Below are 17,767 nucleotides of genomic sequence, written 5' to 3'. Positions count from 1 at the left end.
CTCGATCGCAACATCCATCACTGTTGGAAACTTTTCCGCGTCTCAGAACTTTGATTACGCGAACGGTGTTCCATGAATGGAGCCTCTCGTTTCACGCGATAGGAACTCGGTCCATGGATCGCGCTTGACCTTTCGAGCCTTATCGGCCAAGCCGGGAGGAGATTATGCCCCTAACATACAATGTCAGCAAACACGATGAAGGCTTCGCCTATCGCGTCGGTGATGTTTGGTCGGAGACGTTTCCCGATCACGAGAGTGCGCTGGCCGCGGCGAAATCAGCCGCAGCTCGGCAGCAGCAAGGTGGCGAAGACGCCCAGATAACCTACCAGCTTCACGACGGGCGCTGGCGGACGGAGCATGTCAGCCGCGGTGAGGGTCCAAGCACAGATGTCGTCGACGAAGAGGATATGCCATGACCAAATTGACCGGTTCGTGCCGCTGCGGACAAGTGCGTTTGGCGGTTCGAGGAAATCCCCTTCGTGTCGGCATTTGCCACTGCACCGATTGCCGGCAAGAGAGCGGCTCGGCCTTTACTTACTTCGGCGTGTGGCCTTCAGGTGAATTCGAATATGAGGGCGAAACAAGCGAATTTGCCGGACGGGAATTTTGCGCTCGCTGCGGTTCGCGCGTTTTTGCAGTTCGCGAGACGGAAGCCGAGATAAAGCTCGGTGTCCTGACCGAGGCACCTGTTCGCCTCACACCCACCTATGAGCTCTGGACGAAGCGCCGGGAACCTTGGCTTGCGCCGATCGAGGGTGCGGAGCAATACGAAGAGGACCGATGATGAACTCATCCGGAAGACCCTCGACTCTCTCGATCACCCCGAGCAGACCGTGCCTGCAACACATTATGGTGTCGAAAGCCGCCTTGATTGGGCTGATATCGGTTCGGATTTGCCCCAGGAGGAAATGCGCGAACGCTTCTGGGAAAGCGAGATCGAAGAGCTAGACTCGCTAAACTTGGCAAGCAAACCAGGGCACATGTTCCCAGCCCAGAGAGGGATTGGCCCAGCCATCAATCAGCTAAACTAGCGCCCTGTCACCAGAGCTTACTCTAGTGACAGGGCTGACCGCCGACACTAGTTGTGTGAAGGCGACCGGGGGCAAAATGGCCATAACCCACAAGGAGTGTATTGAACATGGACCTTAGTCTGAACACAGGCGCCAAATGAGGCTTTCTTTTTTGCAGCCCGGCTTATTAGCGGAGCGCGATTCTTGCCAGCCTCGAGCCTTCGTTAGGTCCGCAACGGCATCACACGGGCGCCGAGGCCTATTTAGATAGTTTTCTGCTTTCCAAAGACCATGCTGAATAACGCGGCGGATGCTTGCATCGTAAAACTGCTGGCGCTCGATGAGTTTCGCAGGATAGCCGCAGCGGGAGCTGCGATGGATGTGATCGTGAAACGTCAACTAGCCGAGGTTTTCGGGTTGCCCCCTGGCTATAGAAAACGGTTTCGACCTCATCACCATGAGATACGCAAGCGCCAGCGTCCGGCTAAGGCGGCCCTCCCCCACCCGCGCCTCAGTAAACCAATCGAGCCCGTATGGTTCCCGGAACCTGGCGAAGCGCGTCAAGTATGTCACCGGCTGTCTGGCCAACGCCCTCGGCTTCAATGACCACATACCCCGTTTCGCCGTGTGTCTGCAGGAACTCACCGACGATATTCAGTCCGCGCGACGAAAAAATCGCATTCAGACTGTTGAGCGTGCCCGGGCGATTTTCATGAACATGGATGAAACGCGTGCCGTTGGGACGTGGCGGCAGTTGAACCTGGGGGAAATTGACCGCGCCCAGCGTCGAGCCGACGTCGGAATACTCCACAAGCTTCCTGGAAACTTCCGTTCCGATGCGCTCCTGGGCTTCTTCGGTCGATCCGCCGATATGCGGCGTCAGAATGACATTGTCCAAGCCTTGGAGCGGTGTTTCGAAACGCTCGCTGTTTGATGCCGGCTCCTTCGGGAATACGTCCACAGCCGCGCCTGCGAGATGTCCTTCCTTCAAAACCTTCGCAAGCGCCTCAAGATCCACCACGGTTCCGCGGGAATTATTGATGAAAATGGCCCCCTTTTTCATCCTGCGCAGCTCGGCCTCAGTGATCATGTTTTGCGTCGAACTGGTCTCCGGAACATGCATCGTCACGAAATCCGAGATTTCGAGAAGCGCGCCGAGCGAAGCCATGGATTCTGAATTGCCGTGGCGAAGCCTATCTGAAGGGTCAAAATAGCGAACGTTCATGCCCATGCTTTCCGCAAGCACGCTGAGCTGCGAACCGATGTTGCCGTAACCCACGATGCCAAGCGTTTTCCCGCGCACCTCGCGACTGCCTGCGGCAGATTTATCCCAGCCGCCTTGATGGGCGGAATCAGAACGCGGGAAAATCCGCCTGGTCAGCATGATGATCTCACCGATCACAAGCTCGGCGACCGAACGCGTATTCGAATACGGCGCATTGAATACGGGGATCCCGCGTCGGCGGGCTGCATCCAGGTCAACCTGATTTGTCCCGACAGAAAAACAACCGACGGCAATAAGCTTCTTGGCGGAGCTGAAAATTTCCTCCGTCAGATGCGTGCGTGAACGAATTCCGATGATATGCGCATCGGCTATGTGACGTTTGAGATCCTTGTCATCCAGAGCCTTTGGCAAGTGCGTCAGGTTGACGTAACCGGCCGATGAAAAATAGTCCACGGCGCTCTGGCTGATGCCTTCGAGCAGAAGCACCGAAATCCGGTCGCGCGGAAGGGAAAGGGGTTTGGTCATCGCACTGCTTTCAGTTCTGAAATTCGATCGAGCCGAGATTGCGTGTCGGCCGATACGCTCAAGGACATGGCAAAATGTTTAGCGACCATCCAATGGATGGCGCAAGAGCAAACGCAACTCCGATGGTCGAGGTAAGGCTCTTCTCTAATCAGCACATTGAGGCCAAGCGCTTTTTTGAGCTTCCCGCTTCTCGATAGCTGACCTCTCTCGTGACCTCGCTTCACCTGCGGATCGGCGTCTTGACGCTGCGGAATTCTCGGCGGTGACCGCGAGCTCCATTGGGAGAATTCCAGGGCGCCTCGCGCAATTCGAAACAGGCTTTGGAAGATCCGCAGCAATTCCCGTCCTACGTTCGCTCCTTCGGATGTAAGACGCTGACGAGCGTGGCACGATGGGCATAAACGACTGATTGGCTTCTTTGTCGTTGGCCTCTCTCCCGGCGAGAAACCTCGCGCTTAGGACGTCCTTAAACTCTGGCGATTGGCGCGCGCGTACTCACCCAGTTCACCTTTCACGATCTCAATGAATTCCATCATGTAGACGGGTTGTACTCGGCCACGCGGCACGAGAACTGAAATCCGCGCCGGCTCCATAATGCCGGAGGCGAGCGGTGTCCAGGCGAGCTTACCTTCCGAGACCTCTTTCTCCACTCCGAGCAGCGAGAGGAAAGCGATACCCAGGCCGGAACGAACGAGAGCCTTGAGAATGCCTGGGCGTTCTGCCCGAGCGACGATGCGGCCGGGAGCCTGCTCTCCCTCAAAAATCTGTTTCAGGCCGCTATGCCGAAGCCAGTCGTCACCCGGCGCAATGAGCGCGCATTCGGCAATATCGGACCGCGTCACAATGTCTTTTCGGGACAACGGATGGTCTGGAGCCGTTATGATGCCGATCGGATCGGTGACCGAATGCACTCTTTCAGCACGGACATGGTCGCTGACGTCGTAAGCGAGCACGAGATCTGCTTCCTTTGCTAGAAGCTCGTTGGTAATGCGTTGGTTGTCGCCTGAAATCAGGGTGTAGCTCACATGCGGAAAAGTTGCCTGCAGCCGCATCATTGCGTTCGGCAACAGGTCCTCGGTGAAGGTTTCTGCGGCAGCAATACGGATCGTCCCGCGCACGCCACCACTAATGCTGCCGATCTCCTGTTTAACCAGCACGGCCTCTCTATTCCAGCGACGAATATAGCTCAGAAGCACACCCCCCGCAGCCGTCGGCCGAATACCACGGGGCAGTCGTTCGAACAGTTCAACACCGATCTCCTGTTCAAGTTGAAGAAGCTGGCGGTTCATGGCGGAGGATGCGACGTTCAGGCTTTCAGCCGCCTTTCGAATTGAGCCGTGCCGGATTGCGGCATCGAAATGAATGAGCGAGGTCTTCAGAAGCGCCATGCAACCCTCCGAGTGAGCGAATTATTCGAGCAGCTAGCGCCAATTAATCTGCTGGTGCAAGACCGTCCGGCGGTCTTATCATCGATATCGCTGAAGAGAAGACCAACAAGGCGCGTTCAGCGATGCCGGAGAAAGGGCGGTTGATCGCCCAAGGGCAATTGGACCATAGGGGATCGTAATGCTGATCAAACCGGTGGGTGAGGTTTTTTCCACAATACAGGCAATACCGCAGGCATCCCGAGCGCACGCCGCGATTAAAATCAGCGACGTCTCCATGTCTTTTCCAGGGAAACGGGCGGCCGTAGACGCATTGGTCGACGTCAACCTGTCGATCCCCGAAAACCGCTTCGTGTCGATCATCGGTCGTAGTGGTTGCGGCAAGTCGACCTTGCTTCGGATCATCAGCAATCTCCTTCCGCCGACGAAAGGCGAGGTGCGTGTTCACGGGCTTTCCACGGTGGAATACCAGCGCCGCAAGAAATTCGGTTTTGTGTTCCAGGACGCCAGCCTCTTCGCCTGGAAGACCGTGTTTCAGAATGTGGAACTTCCTTTGACGATCCTTGGCGCCGGCTCTGCGGCTGAGCGGAAAGAGAAGGTCCTCGATCTTCTCAATCTTGTTCATCTGGATGCCTTTGCCGATCACTATCCAGCCCAGCTTTCCGGCGGCATGCGACAACGCGTCTCGATTGCGCGCGCTCTATCCTATGAGCCGGACATTCTTTTGATGGACGAGCCCTTTGGGGCGCTCGATGACTTTACGCGCCACGAGATGCATGAGGAATTGATCCGCATCTGGAACGCACGCGGTCTGACTGTGGTTTTCGTCACTCATTCCCTCAGCGAGGCGCTGTATCTCTCGGATCAGATCGTCGTCATGGCACCCCGCCCCGGCCGGGTGAAATCGATCGTTCCCGTTCTCAATCCACGTGTCAGCGATCCAGCGCTCCGCGCCAATCCCGATTATGTGCGCCAGATTCAGGAATTGGAGGCTTTGATCCATGAGCAATGAGCTCATTGTACCGTCCGTACAAGTCACCATCGCCCGCTTCGCTTCCCGCCTCGTCGATCTCGCACCGGCTATCGGCCTCTTTGTTGCGATCGGGATCGTCTGGGAAGCCGCGGTGAGGGCCTTCTCCATTCCGAGCTATCTGCTTCCCGCCCCGAGCGCCATCGGCGTCAAAATCTGGGAAGCGCGTGACATGCTTTTGCAGAACCTCGCCTGGACGATGGCCGCAGCGGTTCTCGGCTTCATCATCGGCACGGCTTTCGCCGTCTCGCTGGCCGTCCTCTTCCTTTATTCGAGAGCGGCCGAACGTGCGCTGTTCCCGTGGGCGATCACCTTGAAGGCGATCCCCATTCTTGCCATCGCTCCGCTTTTGACCATCTGGCTCGGTTTCGGTCTATCGCCCAAGGTGGCGATCGCGGCGATCGCCTGCTTTTTCCCGACCTTGGTCAACACAGTAAAGGGACTACGCACTGTCGATCGGCAGAGCCTGGAGTTTCTCTCGGTCATTGGCGCGACCAAGGCGCAAACCTTTCGTCATGCTCGGTTTTATGCCGCCCTGCCTTATATCTTTGCCGCAGCCAAAGTGAGTTCCAGCACCGCTGTCATCGGTGCCATCGTGGCGGAATTTACCGGCGCCAATTTCGGGATCGGCACGGTCATCGTCACAGCCGGCTACCAGCAGGATGCCGCCATGCTCTTTTCGGCGATCGTCGCATCATCCGTCGCAACCATCCTGATGTTCTATCTGGTGATCATCATCGAAAAAATCAGTCTGTTCTGGCCTGAAGCCAGCATGGACGCGTGAACCATTTCCAACCTATTTGGAGACTTGCAATGAGATTAAGTGCAAAAGCCCTTTCGGCTGCCCTGACGCTGACCGCTGCCATTGCTCTTTCGGCACCGGCTTTCGCGGCCGACAAGGTCTCGCTTCGGTTACCATGGCTCCTCAATGTACAGTCTGCCGGTTACGTGATGGCGCAAGAAAAGGGCTTCTACGCCGATGCCGGTCTGGACGTGGACATTATGCCAGGCGGCCCCAACCTGAACTCGACGGCGCTGGTGGCTTCAGGCGCAAATACGTTCGGAACAAACGATGTCGGGCAGATCCTGCTGGGTGACGCCAACGGTATGGATCTCGTCATGGTCGCTGCGTGTTTCCAGCGCCATCCGGCTGGCGTGGTCTCGCTGGAGAAAAATGGCATCAAGAAACCGACCGACCTGATCGGTAAGACGCTTGCCTATAATGAGGGCGGCCCTTGGACGCTGACCAAGGCGATGCTCGCCAAGGCCGGCGTGCCGCTCGAGAAGATCAAGCTGGTGGTGTCGCCGAACGACCAACTCCTGGTCAACGGCTCCGTCGACGCCAAGACCGATTTCGTCATCAACGAAGCGGTGGCCCTCGACCTGCAGGGACACAAGACGTCAGCGCTTCTTCCCTCGGATTTTGGCGTCAGCACCTATGCCGAGGTGATCTTTGCGGCCCGCAAGACCGTCGACAGCAATCCGGATTTGGTTAAGCGCTTCGTCGCGGCGACACAGAAGGGCTATGACTATGCCTACGCGCACAAGGACGAGGCCGTGAAGACCATCGTCGGCCTCAACAACCAGCTCGATCCGGTACAGCAGGCCAGACAGCTCGAGTTGCAGGAGAGCTATGTCTACACCGATTTCTCGCGTGCCAAGGGCGTTTGCGCCTTCGACGGCAAGGTAGTCGGCGAGACCGAGGAAACGCTTCGGGAGTTCGGCGGTCTGAAGACCGCCATCGACGTCTCGAGGACATACTCGACCGAATTCATTTCCGCGAAATAATACCGCACCTGAGGAAGAAACCATGACGATCCAACACACACCCATTCACCCCGGCGGCCTGCAGATGCACCTGAAGATCAGGCCGGGTGATGTTTCCCGTTACGTCCTAACCCCCGGCGATCCCGGTCGCGTGCCCGTCGTTGGAAGTTCATGGGATTCCTACGAGGAAGTGGCTTATTTCCGTGAGTACCGCACCGCGCGCGGCAAGCTCGATGGCGTCGACATCACGGCCTGCTCCCATGGTGTCGGCGGCCCTTCGACTGATATCGCCGTTGTGGAGCTCTCGAATTGCGGCGCCGACACTTTTATCCGGGTCGGTTCCTGCGCAGCCCTTCAGCCGGAGATCGAACCAGGCGATCTGGTAATCTCCACCGGCGCTCTCCGCCTTTCGGGCACGGTCGACGCCTATGTCGACAGGTCCTATCCGGCGGTCGCCGATCATGAAGTGTTGATGGCGTTAATCCAGGCGGCCGAAGATATGGGCGAACGCTACCATCTGGGTCTCGCCGCCAGCGTTGACAGCTTTTATGCCGGAGAGGTCAATCCCATGCCGGGCGGCTTTCGGCAGTCGAAGATGGACCATGTCATCGATGATCTGCAGAAGGCCAAGGTCGCGAACTTCGAGATGGAAGCGGCAACCATATTTACACTGGCGCAGTTGTTCGGGTTTCGAGGCGGGATGATCTGCTCCGTCGGTGCCAATCGCATCACGCGCAAACGCGAAGATTCAGCTGACTCGATCAAGCGGTGCTGTGCCGTCGCGAGCCGCGCGGTCGTCATTCTCGCCGGCTGGGATGCAAAGAAGGCCGAAGCGGGCAAGAAACACTTCTTTCCGACGCTCCTGACGAAAGCGTAACGGCGATGTGGAGCTTAGAAAACACCGTCCGGACCAGATCGCAGAAAATCATCTTCGACACGGATCCCGGCGTCGACGATGCGGCGGCGCTTCTGTTTCTCCATGCCTACCCATGGGTGACCTTGGTTGGCATTACCACCGTTTTCGGCAATGCCGATATCGATACGGTCACACGCAACGCTCTTTATCTCAAGAAGCGCTTCGCCATTCCGGCACCAATCGCGCGCGGCGCCGGCATCTCGCTTGCCGGCGAGACAAGCTTGCCACCCGCTCATATCCATGGCCAGAACGGCATTGGAGACATTGTACTGGATGAATCCGACCTCCCAGAGCCGGACCCTCGATCGGCGCACAGATTCATCATCGACACGGTGCGGGAAAATCCAGGGGAAGTCACGCTCCTCGCCGTCGGCCGGCTGACCAACCTTGCTCTTGCGCTAAGGGAGGCGCCAGACATTGCCTCTCTCGTCAAGGATGTCGTTATCATGGGCGGTGCATTTTCGCTCTCCGGACACAATGGCAACGTGACGCCCGTGGCCGAAGCAAACATGATCGGCGATCCTCTTGCGGCCGACGAGGTCTTCGGTGCAGCCTGGCCTCTCACCGCGATTGGCCTCGATGTGACGCGACAGGTTGTCATGGGACCAGCGGAACTTGATCGTCTAACCGCCCATGGTGGCGAGGCGGGACGGTTTATCGTCGAAACCTCCAAAGGATACCGCGCATTTCACGCCCAGTTCGGAATCGACGGCTATTACGTTCACGATGCCACCGCGGCTGTCTATGTAGTCGATCCGTCGCTGTTCCAGGTGCGCTCGGGACCGGTCCGCGTGGTAACCGAAGGATTGGCGGTCGGGCAGACGATTCAACGCGACTGGGAAACTCCCTATCCACCCGGCGAATGGGATATGGCGCCCGACCAGAAGGTTGCGGTCGGCGTGGACGCCAGCCGCGTACTTGGCATGTTGGTCGGAACACACATTCCCTGCCTTATGGCATCGTGAAGGGGCCGCAAGTGATGAATGCTCCGACAGACGACAACCGACTTTTGAATGCCCTTTTGACAGCATTGGAAGATCACGTATTGCCCCTGACGCAGCAGGGCGTATCGCACGGGAACAAGATCTTCGGTGCCGCCTTGTTGAAAAAAGACGACCTCTCCATCGTCCTGGCGGAAACGAACAATGAGACGGAAAATCCACTTTGGCACGGCGAGATTCATGCCCTTAAGAGGTTTTCCGAACAGCCGGTAGCAGGAAGACCGTCCACCAAGGATCTGATCTTCCTGTCTACGCACGAGCCTTGCCCCATGTGTCTTTCGGCGATCACCTGGGCCGGGTTCGATAACTTCTATTCGTTTTTCACTCACGAGGATTCTCGCGATGCTTTTGGCATTCCTCATGACTTGAAGATCTTGAAAGAGGTTTTTGGATTAAATCCCGGAAAATATCGGCGCAAGAACGCCTTCTGGCAGAGCCGATTTATTCGCGAGATGATCGCCGTTTCGGACAAAACGGTTCGCTCGCATTTTGAAGCGCGCGCGACGGCAATAGCAGATGAATACGCTTCTCTGTCAGCGCTTTACCAACAGGGCAAGCATCAGAACGCCATACCGCTGAACTGACGGACGCTCGGCGGCTTTCTGCTTACGCGGCAAGTTTATGGCAGATCTCGGATCTTGAACGGCCGGGCCCGTCGAAGGCTGTGCCACAACCAATATGATTTGAGGAAAATTCGTAGTCGCGGCCTGAATAGCCGTCCAATCGTCGAAATCAGCCAGGAGATAGCAAATGCCGAACCCGAACTCCACTTTGCAATTCTATCTTAATGGCGAGACGGTGGTGATCGAAAATCCATCTCCGTCTGCCCTGCTCGTCGACTATCTACGTTCACCTGAAGTGCGGCTCACCGGCACGAAAAAGCCCTGCGGGCAAGGAGGATGTGGCGGCTGTACGGTCATTCTGACGGATTGGTCAAACGGTCATCCCAGCAGCCGCGCCATCAATTCCTGTTTGCGCAGGCTTTGCTCGTTGAATGGAATGGCGATCACGACGATCGAGGGAACAGGCGGATTGCCAGCCGATATCGCGGTCTATCCCGCGCACCATCCGACGGCCTCCCGCTCCGCAGCACCCTTCAATGCCCCCTTGCCTCTCAACCTCCTTGGCGACGTGAAGACCGCCATCACGGATACCGCGCCAGGCGAAAGCGCCAGCGGACCTAACGGATCGCATGTCAATCCGGTCGCTTATTCGCTCGCGACGAATAACGGCAGCCAGTGCGGTTATTGCAGCGTCGGTTTCGTGATGAACATGTCCGAATTCATCACCAACAATCCGCAGGCGACGAAAAAGGAGATCGAGGGAATCTTCGACGGGAATCTGTGTCGCTGCACTGGCTACAGGCCGATCCTCACCGCCATGGAAACATGGGCGAGCGACTGGGACGCCGCGGACGAGCAAAACCGCATGAAATGCCTGCAGGACAACCCGCCGATCAACGTGCCGAAAACGGTGACGATCCCGGTCCCGGCAACGCCCCCATCGGGACCGCCGCTTTGGATCGCAGGAACGGGCATAGAATGGTTCGCGCCTTCAAACATGGCGGATCTTGAGTCCATCGACCTCACGCTCAGGAGCCAAGGAAAGAAAATCCGGCTCATCCATGGCGGCACCTCCTATGGCATCTACAAGACGGAATTTTCAGAAGCGGAAGTTGACGCCTTTATAGATTTGGCAAACGTCGGCGAGCTGCACGGCGCCATAAGCAATGATAGCGGCTATCTGCAGATACCTGCGGGGGCAACATACAATCAGGTCATCGATGCCATACAGGCAGCTTATGATGCTGCCGGCAAGTCCGATGAAGCTTTGAGCGATCCAATCTTTTACATGTTGAAGCGCACGGCAGGCCGCATCGTGCGCAACGCCGCCACGATCGGCGGAAATTTGATGCTCTATCTGCATCATATCGCCAATGGCACCGGCGACCCTTTTCCATCCGATCTGGCGACCGCCGTGTACAATGACGACATGTCCTACGGCATTAACATTTATAATTTTAGCGGCAGCGGATGGGTATGGAGCCCAAACACTGTCTTAAAGAACGTGTTTGATGACGTCGCGAATGGTCAATCTCCTAATGACCTGATCATCGCAGGCATCACTGTTCCATTAGCACTTTCCTATGGAGAGCGGCATGTCAGTCTCGCTCAGAAAGCGGCATTGAGAGAAGTCAATGCCCACTCGATCATCAACTCCAATATTATTTTCGATTGGGACGTGTTTCAGAACATGACGACATCTGCCTATTTCGGCGGGGTCGACGGCGCCATCTGGACACCGGACGGCAGTATTTTCAGTGCGTTCACCGGGACGGGGGGTCTAAGCCTGACAACCCTTTCAACCATATGCTCGAATTTATATGACGCGGCGACGATTGCTCTCCAGCAGGCAGCGCAGGGGAGAATGCTGGATGCGACGGACGAGGGTTTTACGATCGAGTTCAAGGCTCAGCTTATCGCCGGCATGTTTTTCAAAGCTGGGATTGCGCTGCTTCAGAAAGTCGGCGTGTCAGTTCCCTCCAACCTGACATCGGCCGGAGAAATCACCTGGGGAACCTGGCCGGTCAGCGGCGGACATCAGGACTACGCGGCCCAGGATTACAAGGCTCCGGTGGGCCAACCCTACATCAAAGCCACCGCGATCGAACAATGTTCCGGACGAACCCACTATACCCATGAGCTGGCCTATCCTCAGGGCACGCTGCACGCCGCCTTCGTCCAGAGCCGAAGCGCCTTGGCGCAGTTCAATTTCCAGTGGGGCGGCGGTGGAGTAACCGCCGATGAACTCAGCGGTCAACTTCTAAGGATGTTCCCGACATTCCGGCGGCTTATCACCTATGCCGACGTGCCGATACAACCCGCCAACTTTCAAGGCATGGGCGGCGATCAGCCATTGTTCGCGGTGGACAAGGTGCTCTACTCGGGCCAGGCGATCGCGCTCGTCCTTGCCGACACCGAACAGGATGCGATCCTGATTGCCGATTATGTATCGGCGAACTGTCTGGCCTATACGCCGGTCGTCTGGGATGAAAGCTGGGACCCGAGCTGGCAAAATCCCATCCTGACCCTGGAAGATGCCATCCAGAAGGGAAGCATCTTCCCTGACACGCCGGATGCGGTACCCTATCTCTGCCATATCTGGCAAATCAGGCGCCTGCGCAGCCGTATGGACTGGGCAGCACCTCCCGAAGCTCCAGCCGATTTCGATGCCGCTCCTACGTCCGACACCAAAACTATTGATGGGGCGAGCTGCCTCCACGTCGTCAATAACCAGAAAACCGGCGGCCAAGCACACTTCTATATGGAAACGCAGGCCTGCCTCGCCATTCCGGCGGACGAGGGGCGTATCGTCGTCAACTCTTCCACTCAGAGCCCCATGGAGATGCATCAGACTGTCTCGTCGGCTCTCGGGAAGCAATATAATAAGGTCAAGATTCAGACCCGATTGCTGGGCGGCGCATTCGGAGGCAAGACCGAGCAGGCTCGCTTTACTACAGGGCCGACTGCCGTTGCCGCAACGGTAGTGGACGCTCCGGTGCGCCTTGCGATGCCCCGCGACGAAGACACGGCCATGATCGGCAAGCGGCATGCACTTTATGGGGTCGGAGAAATTGTGGTAGACGACGGATCGGTGCGATCAGAAGACAAGGGCGTCATCAAAGGCATGCAGCTGACGATGTGGGCCGATGGCGGCGCCTATTACGATTGTTCCTTTATCGTCACCAATTGCATTCAGACCCGCATCGATAACGCATATATGATCGACAATTTCCTGAGTCAGATCGATGTTTGCAGGACGAACACTTCTCCCAACACCGCGATGCGGGCCTTTGGCGACATCCAGGCTACAAACATCGTCGAAAATCTGATCGACGATGCCGCGGCCGCCTTGAATATGCGCGCGGAGGATCTGCGCGAGAAAAACTTCTATCAACGCGGTGATGTGACGCCTTATGGCCAGACGCTGACGGCCTGCTATATGACCGAGGTTTGGCGCTACCTGAAGCACAAGGCCAACTTCGACGATCAGGTCGCGAAGGTTCAGTCTTTTAACGCGCAGCACAAATGGCGCAAACGTGGTATCGCGCTGATCCCGGTCAAATATGGATCCGGATATAACTTTGAGCAGCTGAAGCAATCTTCAGCCATTGTTGTCGTCAACCAGGCGGATGGTTCGGTCGTCGTTCACCAAGGCGGCGTCGACATGGGACAGGGGCTACTCACCCAGATAAGGCAGGTTGCGGCCTACGTGCTGAATATTCCCCAGACGCTCGTCCATGTGGAATCGCCCCAAACAGATACAACCCCCAATACGAGCAGCAGCGGAGCGTCTACTGGCACACCCTATAGCGCGGAGGCCGTCAAGCGTACGTGCGAGCAATTGAGGCAGCAGTTGCATGAGTTTGGATATCAATTGCTCAAGGACAACGGAAACGATTGGTGCAAGGATAACGGTCTCGATTTCTGGAACTACGGACAGGACGGCTGGAATACGGTGGTGAAGACAAAGCAAGGGCTCAAATTGATCTGGCAGAACCTTATCAATTTAGCATATGCGAACCGACTGCCGCTGACCGCCACGTTCAACGCCAATATCGAGCACGGCGAGTTCGACATGCCAGTCTTGCGGTTCAAGCAGCCGGATGAGCAGAACGATATACCCGGCATCACGAGAGCCCACGTTTCCACTGTAACCGATGTGCAGAACCAATTCGTCGGCTTCACCTATTCCGCTGCCTGTTCGGTGGTCGAGGTGGACATCCTGACGGGCGAGACAACCATCCTGCGTTCCGACCTAGTCTACGACGTGGGCTGGAGCCTTAATCCCGCGCTTGATGTTGGACAGGTCGAAGGCGCCTTCGTCCAGGGGATCGGCTTCCTGCTAACCGAAAATCTCGTGACCCAGATGGACGACGCGGGACCGAACGAAAAAGGACATCTGAACACCACGAACACCTGGCGCTATAAAATCCCGGCGCATGTCACGATTCCTCTCGAGTTCAATGTGTCACTTTTCCCGCGAAACGATCCATCCGTGGTCAACATTCCCCCGGACGATCAGGGGGTTTTTTCCGCAAAGGAAGTGGGGGAGCCGCCTCTGGTGCTGGCAAACTCGGTGTTCTTCGCAATCAAGGACGCAATCCGGGCGTCAAGAGTGGAACGCGGACACAGCACGCTCTTTAATCTGCGCGCGCCCGCAACCGTGCAAGAGGTACGAAACGCCTGCGAAGTCGTGTGGAGTGAACTAGCAAATTAACAGCGTCTCGGCTGTCCGTGCATCGGTCGGTCTCTTTGATGTCCACGGTGACGTGGCTTGAAGGCTGAAGTGATACATTCGACTTACACGGCGCCAAACGCCGGTGTGCGTCCCAGAACGTCATGCAGTCGAGATCGAACGATAGAAGATCCATCTCGGGCTCCGGCCTGCCCAGATCGGGCGCACCTTCAAGCCCGCTGGCGGTTCGTTCAAAGAAGCCTGCGAACAAATTGAGACGCGGAGCATTCCGCCAGGACTTCATGATCTCCCGATCCACCATCGCGCGATCCTCGTCGTTGAGCCAAAGGAACAGCTGCCGCCCGATCCGATTTTCGGAACGAGCCCCAGCGCGCCGTCAAATCACACCCTGCCAAGGGCGCGGTTCAAGATTGCACATGATTTCCCAGGGTTGATCGCAGGGAGCCTCGATGCAATCTACCGATATTGGGAGATCGGCTCGGCGTTTTGCCTGCTCAAAAGAGATGCGATGAATGCGTCGAAATGGCGCTAAGCACGCGCTCCAGCGCTGTGCTCAGCCAGTGATCGATCGCCGGCTTGCCGCAGGAGAATTCGGAAACATCATGCGCTGCAGTGAGTGGTTCAGGCGCCGAAAAAGCCGCGGCTTATCGCTTCGGCTTATAACCGGGCTCCCAGGGGGCGAGTCGCTTGGCCAACTCCACGATCTCGGGCACCGGAACTGCGGGACGGGACAGGACTTCCATGAAATCGGCGAATCCTTGAGGACTCATGCGGATCAGCCGCTGCTCCATGACGACTTCTTCGGCTGCGCGCACGGCGGCGTCGCGCACAAAGTCGGTACGCGAACGGCCCCGCAGCCTGGCGGCACGATCAATCATTGCAATGTCCGCGGCAGGCAAACGCATTGCGATCGGGTAATCCTTGCGTTCCACGGTCTTAGCCACAGGCTTCTCCTTGAGTGACAGTTGAGCCACGCATCGCAAAATGCAATACGCTAGAATTGCTTCGCCCAGGCGAAAAATAAAACTTGCCACGGTGGCGCCATCGAATCGGCCGGCTCGGGAGGTATCGTTGATCTTTCCACGCTATCTGGGCTGGATCAGCTCATGCCCCTTGCAAGAAGTTGAAGGCACTCCTGCTCGCGTCTCGAAAGCTTTCTGTGGCCGCCGCTATTTCGCAGACCCGACACAGTGAGAACTTTCTCATGCAGATAGCAGGAAAGCACCTGAAGCTCGTGACTGCTTGAAGCACGTAATTTTCGCCAGGCAGGCCATGGCAGGTTCGATGTCGCGGAAAACAGGCTGCGCTCGCCACTCGATCCGAGTACACCCAAGCGTTTGTTTCAGCTGCGGTCTCGATAACGTCGATATCGAGAACTTTCTGATTAAGGTCGTCGATTGACAGATAACGTTACGCTATCTTGCCGAAAGAGCGAGCAGAGCACGATGGAGACGCCCATCAAGGGGAAGCTGGGCGTAAGACCAGCTTCCCCTTGATATTTTATTGCGCCGGACGGATGTCGGTGGCGAGTGTATCTTCGTCCGATCTCGGTGTGATTGTCAGGCTTTTCTTCATACCCCAAACCGAAACGACAGACGCTACAGCGAGATTAGGCCGATCACTCGCGAGGAGCGCATTGGCGTCTTCCAAATCCTTCTTGCGCTTATCGCTATTCAGCTCGGCGCCGGCGCTTTCAATCAGCGCGTCAAGCTTAGGGTTGGTATAGTGGCGGACATTATAGGCACCGAGCTTCTTATCGGGGGCATTGGAGTGAACCAGCGACGATAGGGTATAGTTGGCCTCGCCCGTCAAAGTCCCCCATCCAGACATCGTCAACGAATAGTCGCCGCGAGTATTTGCCGGGAAGAATACCGCGCCCGGTTGGGCATTCACGTGCACGTCGATGCCGATGGCCGTTAGCATCTGTGCGATGGCTGTGCCTGCTTCCTTGTCGCCTGGCAGACGGTCGTTCGTGAAGGTGAAGACCACCTTAAAGCCATCGGGATAGCCGGCTTCGGCGAGAAGCTTCTTTGCTCGCTCCGGATCGGCAACTGTGGTTTTTAGTCCGGAGTTGTAGCCAAAGATGTTCGGTGTCACCAATTGCGACTGCGGCGAACCCAAGCCTTCCATCGCAACTTCAGTAATCGCTTCACGATCGATCGCCAGATCGAAGGCTTCGCGGACGCGTGGATCCTGGAATGGATTCTTCGCAAGCGGCGAACCATCCTTCGCGGTGACCTGTGGCGGCTTGTCTCGGAAGTCGAAGGAAATGTTGAAAGAATAGACGCTGTTCTCGCGCACGATCCTCAGCTTGGAGTCGGCTTCCAGCGTCCGCACGTCGGAGGCCGGGATACGAGCGATCAGATCCACTTGGCCAGCCTTAAGCTGCGCGACGCGAGCGGCATCGTTAGGAATCTCCTTGCGGACGACCTTGTCCCAGGGTTCCTTTCCTCCCCAGTAACTATCGAAGCGCTGCAGCACCAGTTGTTCCTTCGGGGTCCATGATACGAATTTATAGGGCCCGGTACCGATCGCCGCCTTACCGGAATTGAAACCTTCCGCCGCCTTTTCCGGCGTGTCGGAATAGTCCTTGGCGGCAACATGCGAGACGATGAACAGGCGAACGAAATCATTTGGCAGGGTCGGAGCCGGGCCGTCCGTTTTGACACGAATTGTGTGTTTATCGACGACTTCGACGCTTTTCACGCGGCGAACATAGATTGTTGTCGGGTTCGGACCCGCGACATGCGGGATGCGCTCAATCGAGAATTTGACGTCATCTGCGGTGAAATCGGAACCATCGTGGAACTTGACGCCTTCGCGCAGTTTGAACTCCCAGGTCGTGTCGTCGATCGGTGTCCAGCTCGTTGCAAGTCCCGGCTGCAGTTCGAGATTATTGCCCGATTTGACCAGCGTATCATAGATGTGCTTCATCGCCTCCGCATGGGTGCCGGCCGAGGTGAAATCGGGATCGATGGAAAGTGGTCCGGCGCGTACGCCGATAGCCAGATCGGCAGCCGCCGCAGGACCGGAAATACTACCTAGTAATAAGATCGCAGACGCGATGGTACGCGCGCTCTGAAATAAGCTCATTCTTCATGCTCCTCAGCAATAATTGGGGGCCAGTTAGTGGAATCCACGACGACCTTCGCCAGCAGCTCGGAAAGCATGAGCCGTTCTGCCGGGGTTAACCCCGACATCATGATCCTTTCCCTTTCGACCATCGGCTGCATGGCTTGATCGACGATGCCTTTGCCTTCGTCGGTGATGTAAAGGACGAAGCTTCTCAAATCCGCCGGGTCGACTTGGCGGCGAACGATATTCTTGTCGACCAGACGTTGGATCGCGCGACTGATCGTGTTCTTGGGAAAGCCGGAAGAACTGCATATCTCGCTTGCTGTCAGGCCATCCGAAAGACCGAGCGCATAGATGACTACCACTTCTGGGCGGCTTACGCCGTGTTCCTTTTCCAGGAGCCGGTAGATCGGCTCGTTGAACTGGAGGGCCAGAAAATTAATACGAAAGGATAGCCAGCAGGGATTTTGCCATAGCTTGATCGCGACGAGATCCTCGACGGACTGGTCGCCGGCAGCGCGTTTCCCCCCTTCCCGCAATAGCTGTTCCAACGCAAAATCCGATACCGAAGTCA

Annotated in this window: 14 protein-coding genes; 9 read left to right on the top strand and 5 right to left on the bottom strand. The window is 56.9% G+C overall.

Going from position 1 to position 17,767, the window contains the following annotated elements:
* Nucleotides 1-164 precede the first annotated feature (164 nt).
* Complete coding sequence (locus tag ACPYOP_RS03400; RefSeq protein WP_481408983.1) at nt 165-416, top strand: hypothetical protein; 252 nt, start codon at nt 165-167, stop codon at nt 414-416.
* Nucleotides 413-784, top strand: a complete 372-nt coding sequence (locus tag ACPYOP_RS03395) for a GFA family protein (RefSeq protein WP_481408982.1) — start codon at nt 413-415, stop codon at nt 782-784. Before ACPYOP_RS03400 ends, ACPYOP_RS03395 begins: the two co-directional genes overlap by 4 nt.
* 737 nt (nt 785-1,521) lie before the next feature.
* On the opposite strand, the gene serA is transcribed toward ACPYOP_RS03395, so the two are convergent.
* Together serA and ACPYOP_RS03385 are read right to left on the bottom strand one after the other, a co-directional pair.
* On the bottom strand, nt 1,522-2,760 hold the full coding sequence (gene serA, locus ACPYOP_RS03390) for a phosphoglycerate dehydrogenase (RefSeq protein WP_481408981.1): 1,239 nt from the start codon (nt 2,758-2,760) through the stop codon (nt 1,522-1,524).
* A gap of 455 nt (nt 2,761-3,215) precedes the next feature.
* Nucleotides 3,216-4,148: a LysR family transcriptional regulator gene (locus ACPYOP_RS03385; RefSeq protein WP_481408980.1), complete on the bottom strand. Its 933-nt coding sequence runs from the start codon at nt 4,146-4,148 to the stop codon at nt 3,216-3,218.
* Between the two features lie 274 nt (nt 4,149-4,422).
* Here ACPYOP_RS03385 and ACPYOP_RS03380 point away from each other — a divergent pair, with 274 nt between their 5' ends.
* From ACPYOP_RS03380 to ACPYOP_RS03350, 7 genes are all read left to right on the top strand, one after another.
* A complete protein-coding gene (locus ACPYOP_RS03380) occupies nt 4,423-5,157 on the top strand; it encodes an ABC transporter ATP-binding protein (RefSeq protein ID WP_481408979.1) in 735 nt (244 codons plus the stop codon).
* The gene (locus tag ACPYOP_RS03375; protein WP_481408978.1) at nt 5,147-5,959 is read left to right on the top strand and encodes an ABC transporter permease; all 813 of its coding nucleotides are present in this window, start codon (nt 5,147-5,149) and stop codon (nt 5,957-5,959) included. The genes ACPYOP_RS03380 and ACPYOP_RS03375 overlap by 11 nt, the downstream gene beginning before the upstream one ends.
* A 29-nt stretch (nt 5,960-5,988) precedes the next feature.
* Nucleotides 5,989-6,963, top strand: coding sequence for an ABC transporter substrate-binding protein (locus tag ACPYOP_RS03370; protein WP_481408977.1), 975 nt, complete (start codon nt 5,989-5,991; stop codon nt 6,961-6,963).
* 22 nt (nt 6,964-6,985) lie between these two features.
* A complete protein-coding gene (locus ACPYOP_RS03365; protein ID WP_481408976.1) occupies nt 6,986-7,819 on the top strand; it encodes a nucleoside phosphorylase in 834 nt (277 codons plus the stop codon).
* Nucleotides 7,820-7,824: 5 nt separating this feature from the next.
* Nucleotides 7,825-8,823, top strand: a complete 999-nt coding sequence (locus tag ACPYOP_RS03360; RefSeq protein WP_481408975.1) for a nucleoside hydrolase — start codon at nt 7,825-7,827, stop codon at nt 8,821-8,823.
* A 14-nt stretch (nt 8,824-8,837) separates the two neighbouring features.
* Entirely contained in the window at nt 8,838-9,443 is a 606-nt protein-coding gene (locus ACPYOP_RS03355) for a deaminase (protein ID WP_481408974.1), read from the top strand.
* A 166-nt stretch (nt 9,444-9,609) separates the two neighbouring features.
* Entirely contained in the window at nt 9,610-14,139 is a 4,530-nt protein-coding gene (locus ACPYOP_RS03350; protein ID WP_481408973.1) for a molybdopterin cofactor-binding domain-containing protein, read from the top strand.
* A gap of 623 nt (nt 14,140-14,762) precedes the next feature.
* On the opposite strand, the gene ACPYOP_RS03345 is transcribed toward ACPYOP_RS03350, so the two are convergent.
* The 3 genes from ACPYOP_RS03345 to ACPYOP_RS03335 form a co-directional block, all read right to left on the bottom strand.
* Nucleotides 14,763-15,062 (bottom strand): type II toxin-antitoxin system TacA family antitoxin, encoded by a 300-nt coding sequence (locus ACPYOP_RS03345; RefSeq protein ID WP_481408972.1) that lies wholly within the window; start codon nt 15,060-15,062, stop codon nt 14,763-14,765.
* A gap of 556 nt (nt 15,063-15,618) precedes the next feature.
* A complete protein-coding gene (locus ACPYOP_RS03340; RefSeq protein WP_481408971.1) occupies nt 15,619-17,211 on the bottom strand; it encodes an ABC transporter substrate-binding protein in 1,593 nt (530 codons plus the stop codon).
* On the bottom strand, nt 17,208-17,744 hold the full coding sequence (locus ACPYOP_RS03335; protein WP_481408970.1) for a MarR family winged helix-turn-helix transcriptional regulator: 537 nt from the start codon (nt 17,742-17,744) through the stop codon (nt 17,208-17,210). The genes ACPYOP_RS03340 and ACPYOP_RS03335 overlap by 4 nt, the downstream gene beginning before the upstream one ends.
* Nucleotides 17,745-17,767: the final 23 nt, after the last annotated feature.

The sequence above is a fragment of the Rhizobium sp. KNZ2-6A genome, assembly GCF_056755475.1.
The sequence above is the reverse complement of the archived record's forward strand: the minus strand, read 5'-3'. Positions and strand labels throughout refer to the sequence as shown.

Coding starts and splice junctions, on each gene's coding strand:
- ACPYOP_RS03400 (WP_481408983.1), top strand. CDS start 165: ATGCCCCTAACATACAATGTCAGCAAACACGATGAAGGCTTCGCCTAT.
- ACPYOP_RS03395 (WP_481408982.1), top strand. CDS start 413: ATGACCAAATTGACCGGTTCGTGCCGCTGCGGACAAGTGCGTTTGGCG.
- ACPYOP_RS03360 (WP_481408975.1), top strand. CDS start 7,825: ATGTGGAGCTTAGAAAACACCGTCCGGACCAGATCGCAGAAAATCATC.
- ACPYOP_RS03340 (WP_481408971.1), bottom strand. CDS start 17,211: ATGAGCTTATTTCAGAGCGCGCGTACCATCGCGTCTGCGATCTTATTA.
- ACPYOP_RS03350 (WP_481408973.1), top strand. CDS start 9,610: ATGCCGAACCCGAACTCCACTTTGCAATTCTATCTTAATGGCGAGACG.
- ACPYOP_RS03365 (WP_481408976.1), top strand. CDS start 6,986: ATGACGATCCAACACACACCCATTCACCCCGGCGGCCTGCAGATGCAC.
- serA (WP_481408981.1), bottom strand. CDS start 2,760: ATGACCAAACCCCTTTCCCTTCCGCGCGACCGGATTTCGGTGCTTCTG.
- ACPYOP_RS03355 (WP_481408974.1), top strand. CDS start 8,838: ATGAATGCTCCGACAGACGACAACCGACTTTTGAATGCCCTTTTGACA.
- ACPYOP_RS03385 (WP_481408980.1), bottom strand. CDS start 4,148: ATGGCGCTTCTGAAGACCTCGCTCATTCATTTCGATGCCGCAATCCGG.
- ACPYOP_RS03370 (WP_481408977.1), top strand. CDS start 5,989: ATGAGATTAAGTGCAAAAGCCCTTTCGGCTGCCCTGACGCTGACCGCT.
- ACPYOP_RS03380 (WP_481408979.1), top strand. CDS start 4,423: ATGTCTTTTCCAGGGAAACGGGCGGCCGTAGACGCATTGGTCGACGTC.
- ACPYOP_RS03375 (WP_481408978.1), top strand. CDS start 5,147: ATGAGCAATGAGCTCATTGTACCGTCCGTACAAGTCACCATCGCCCGC.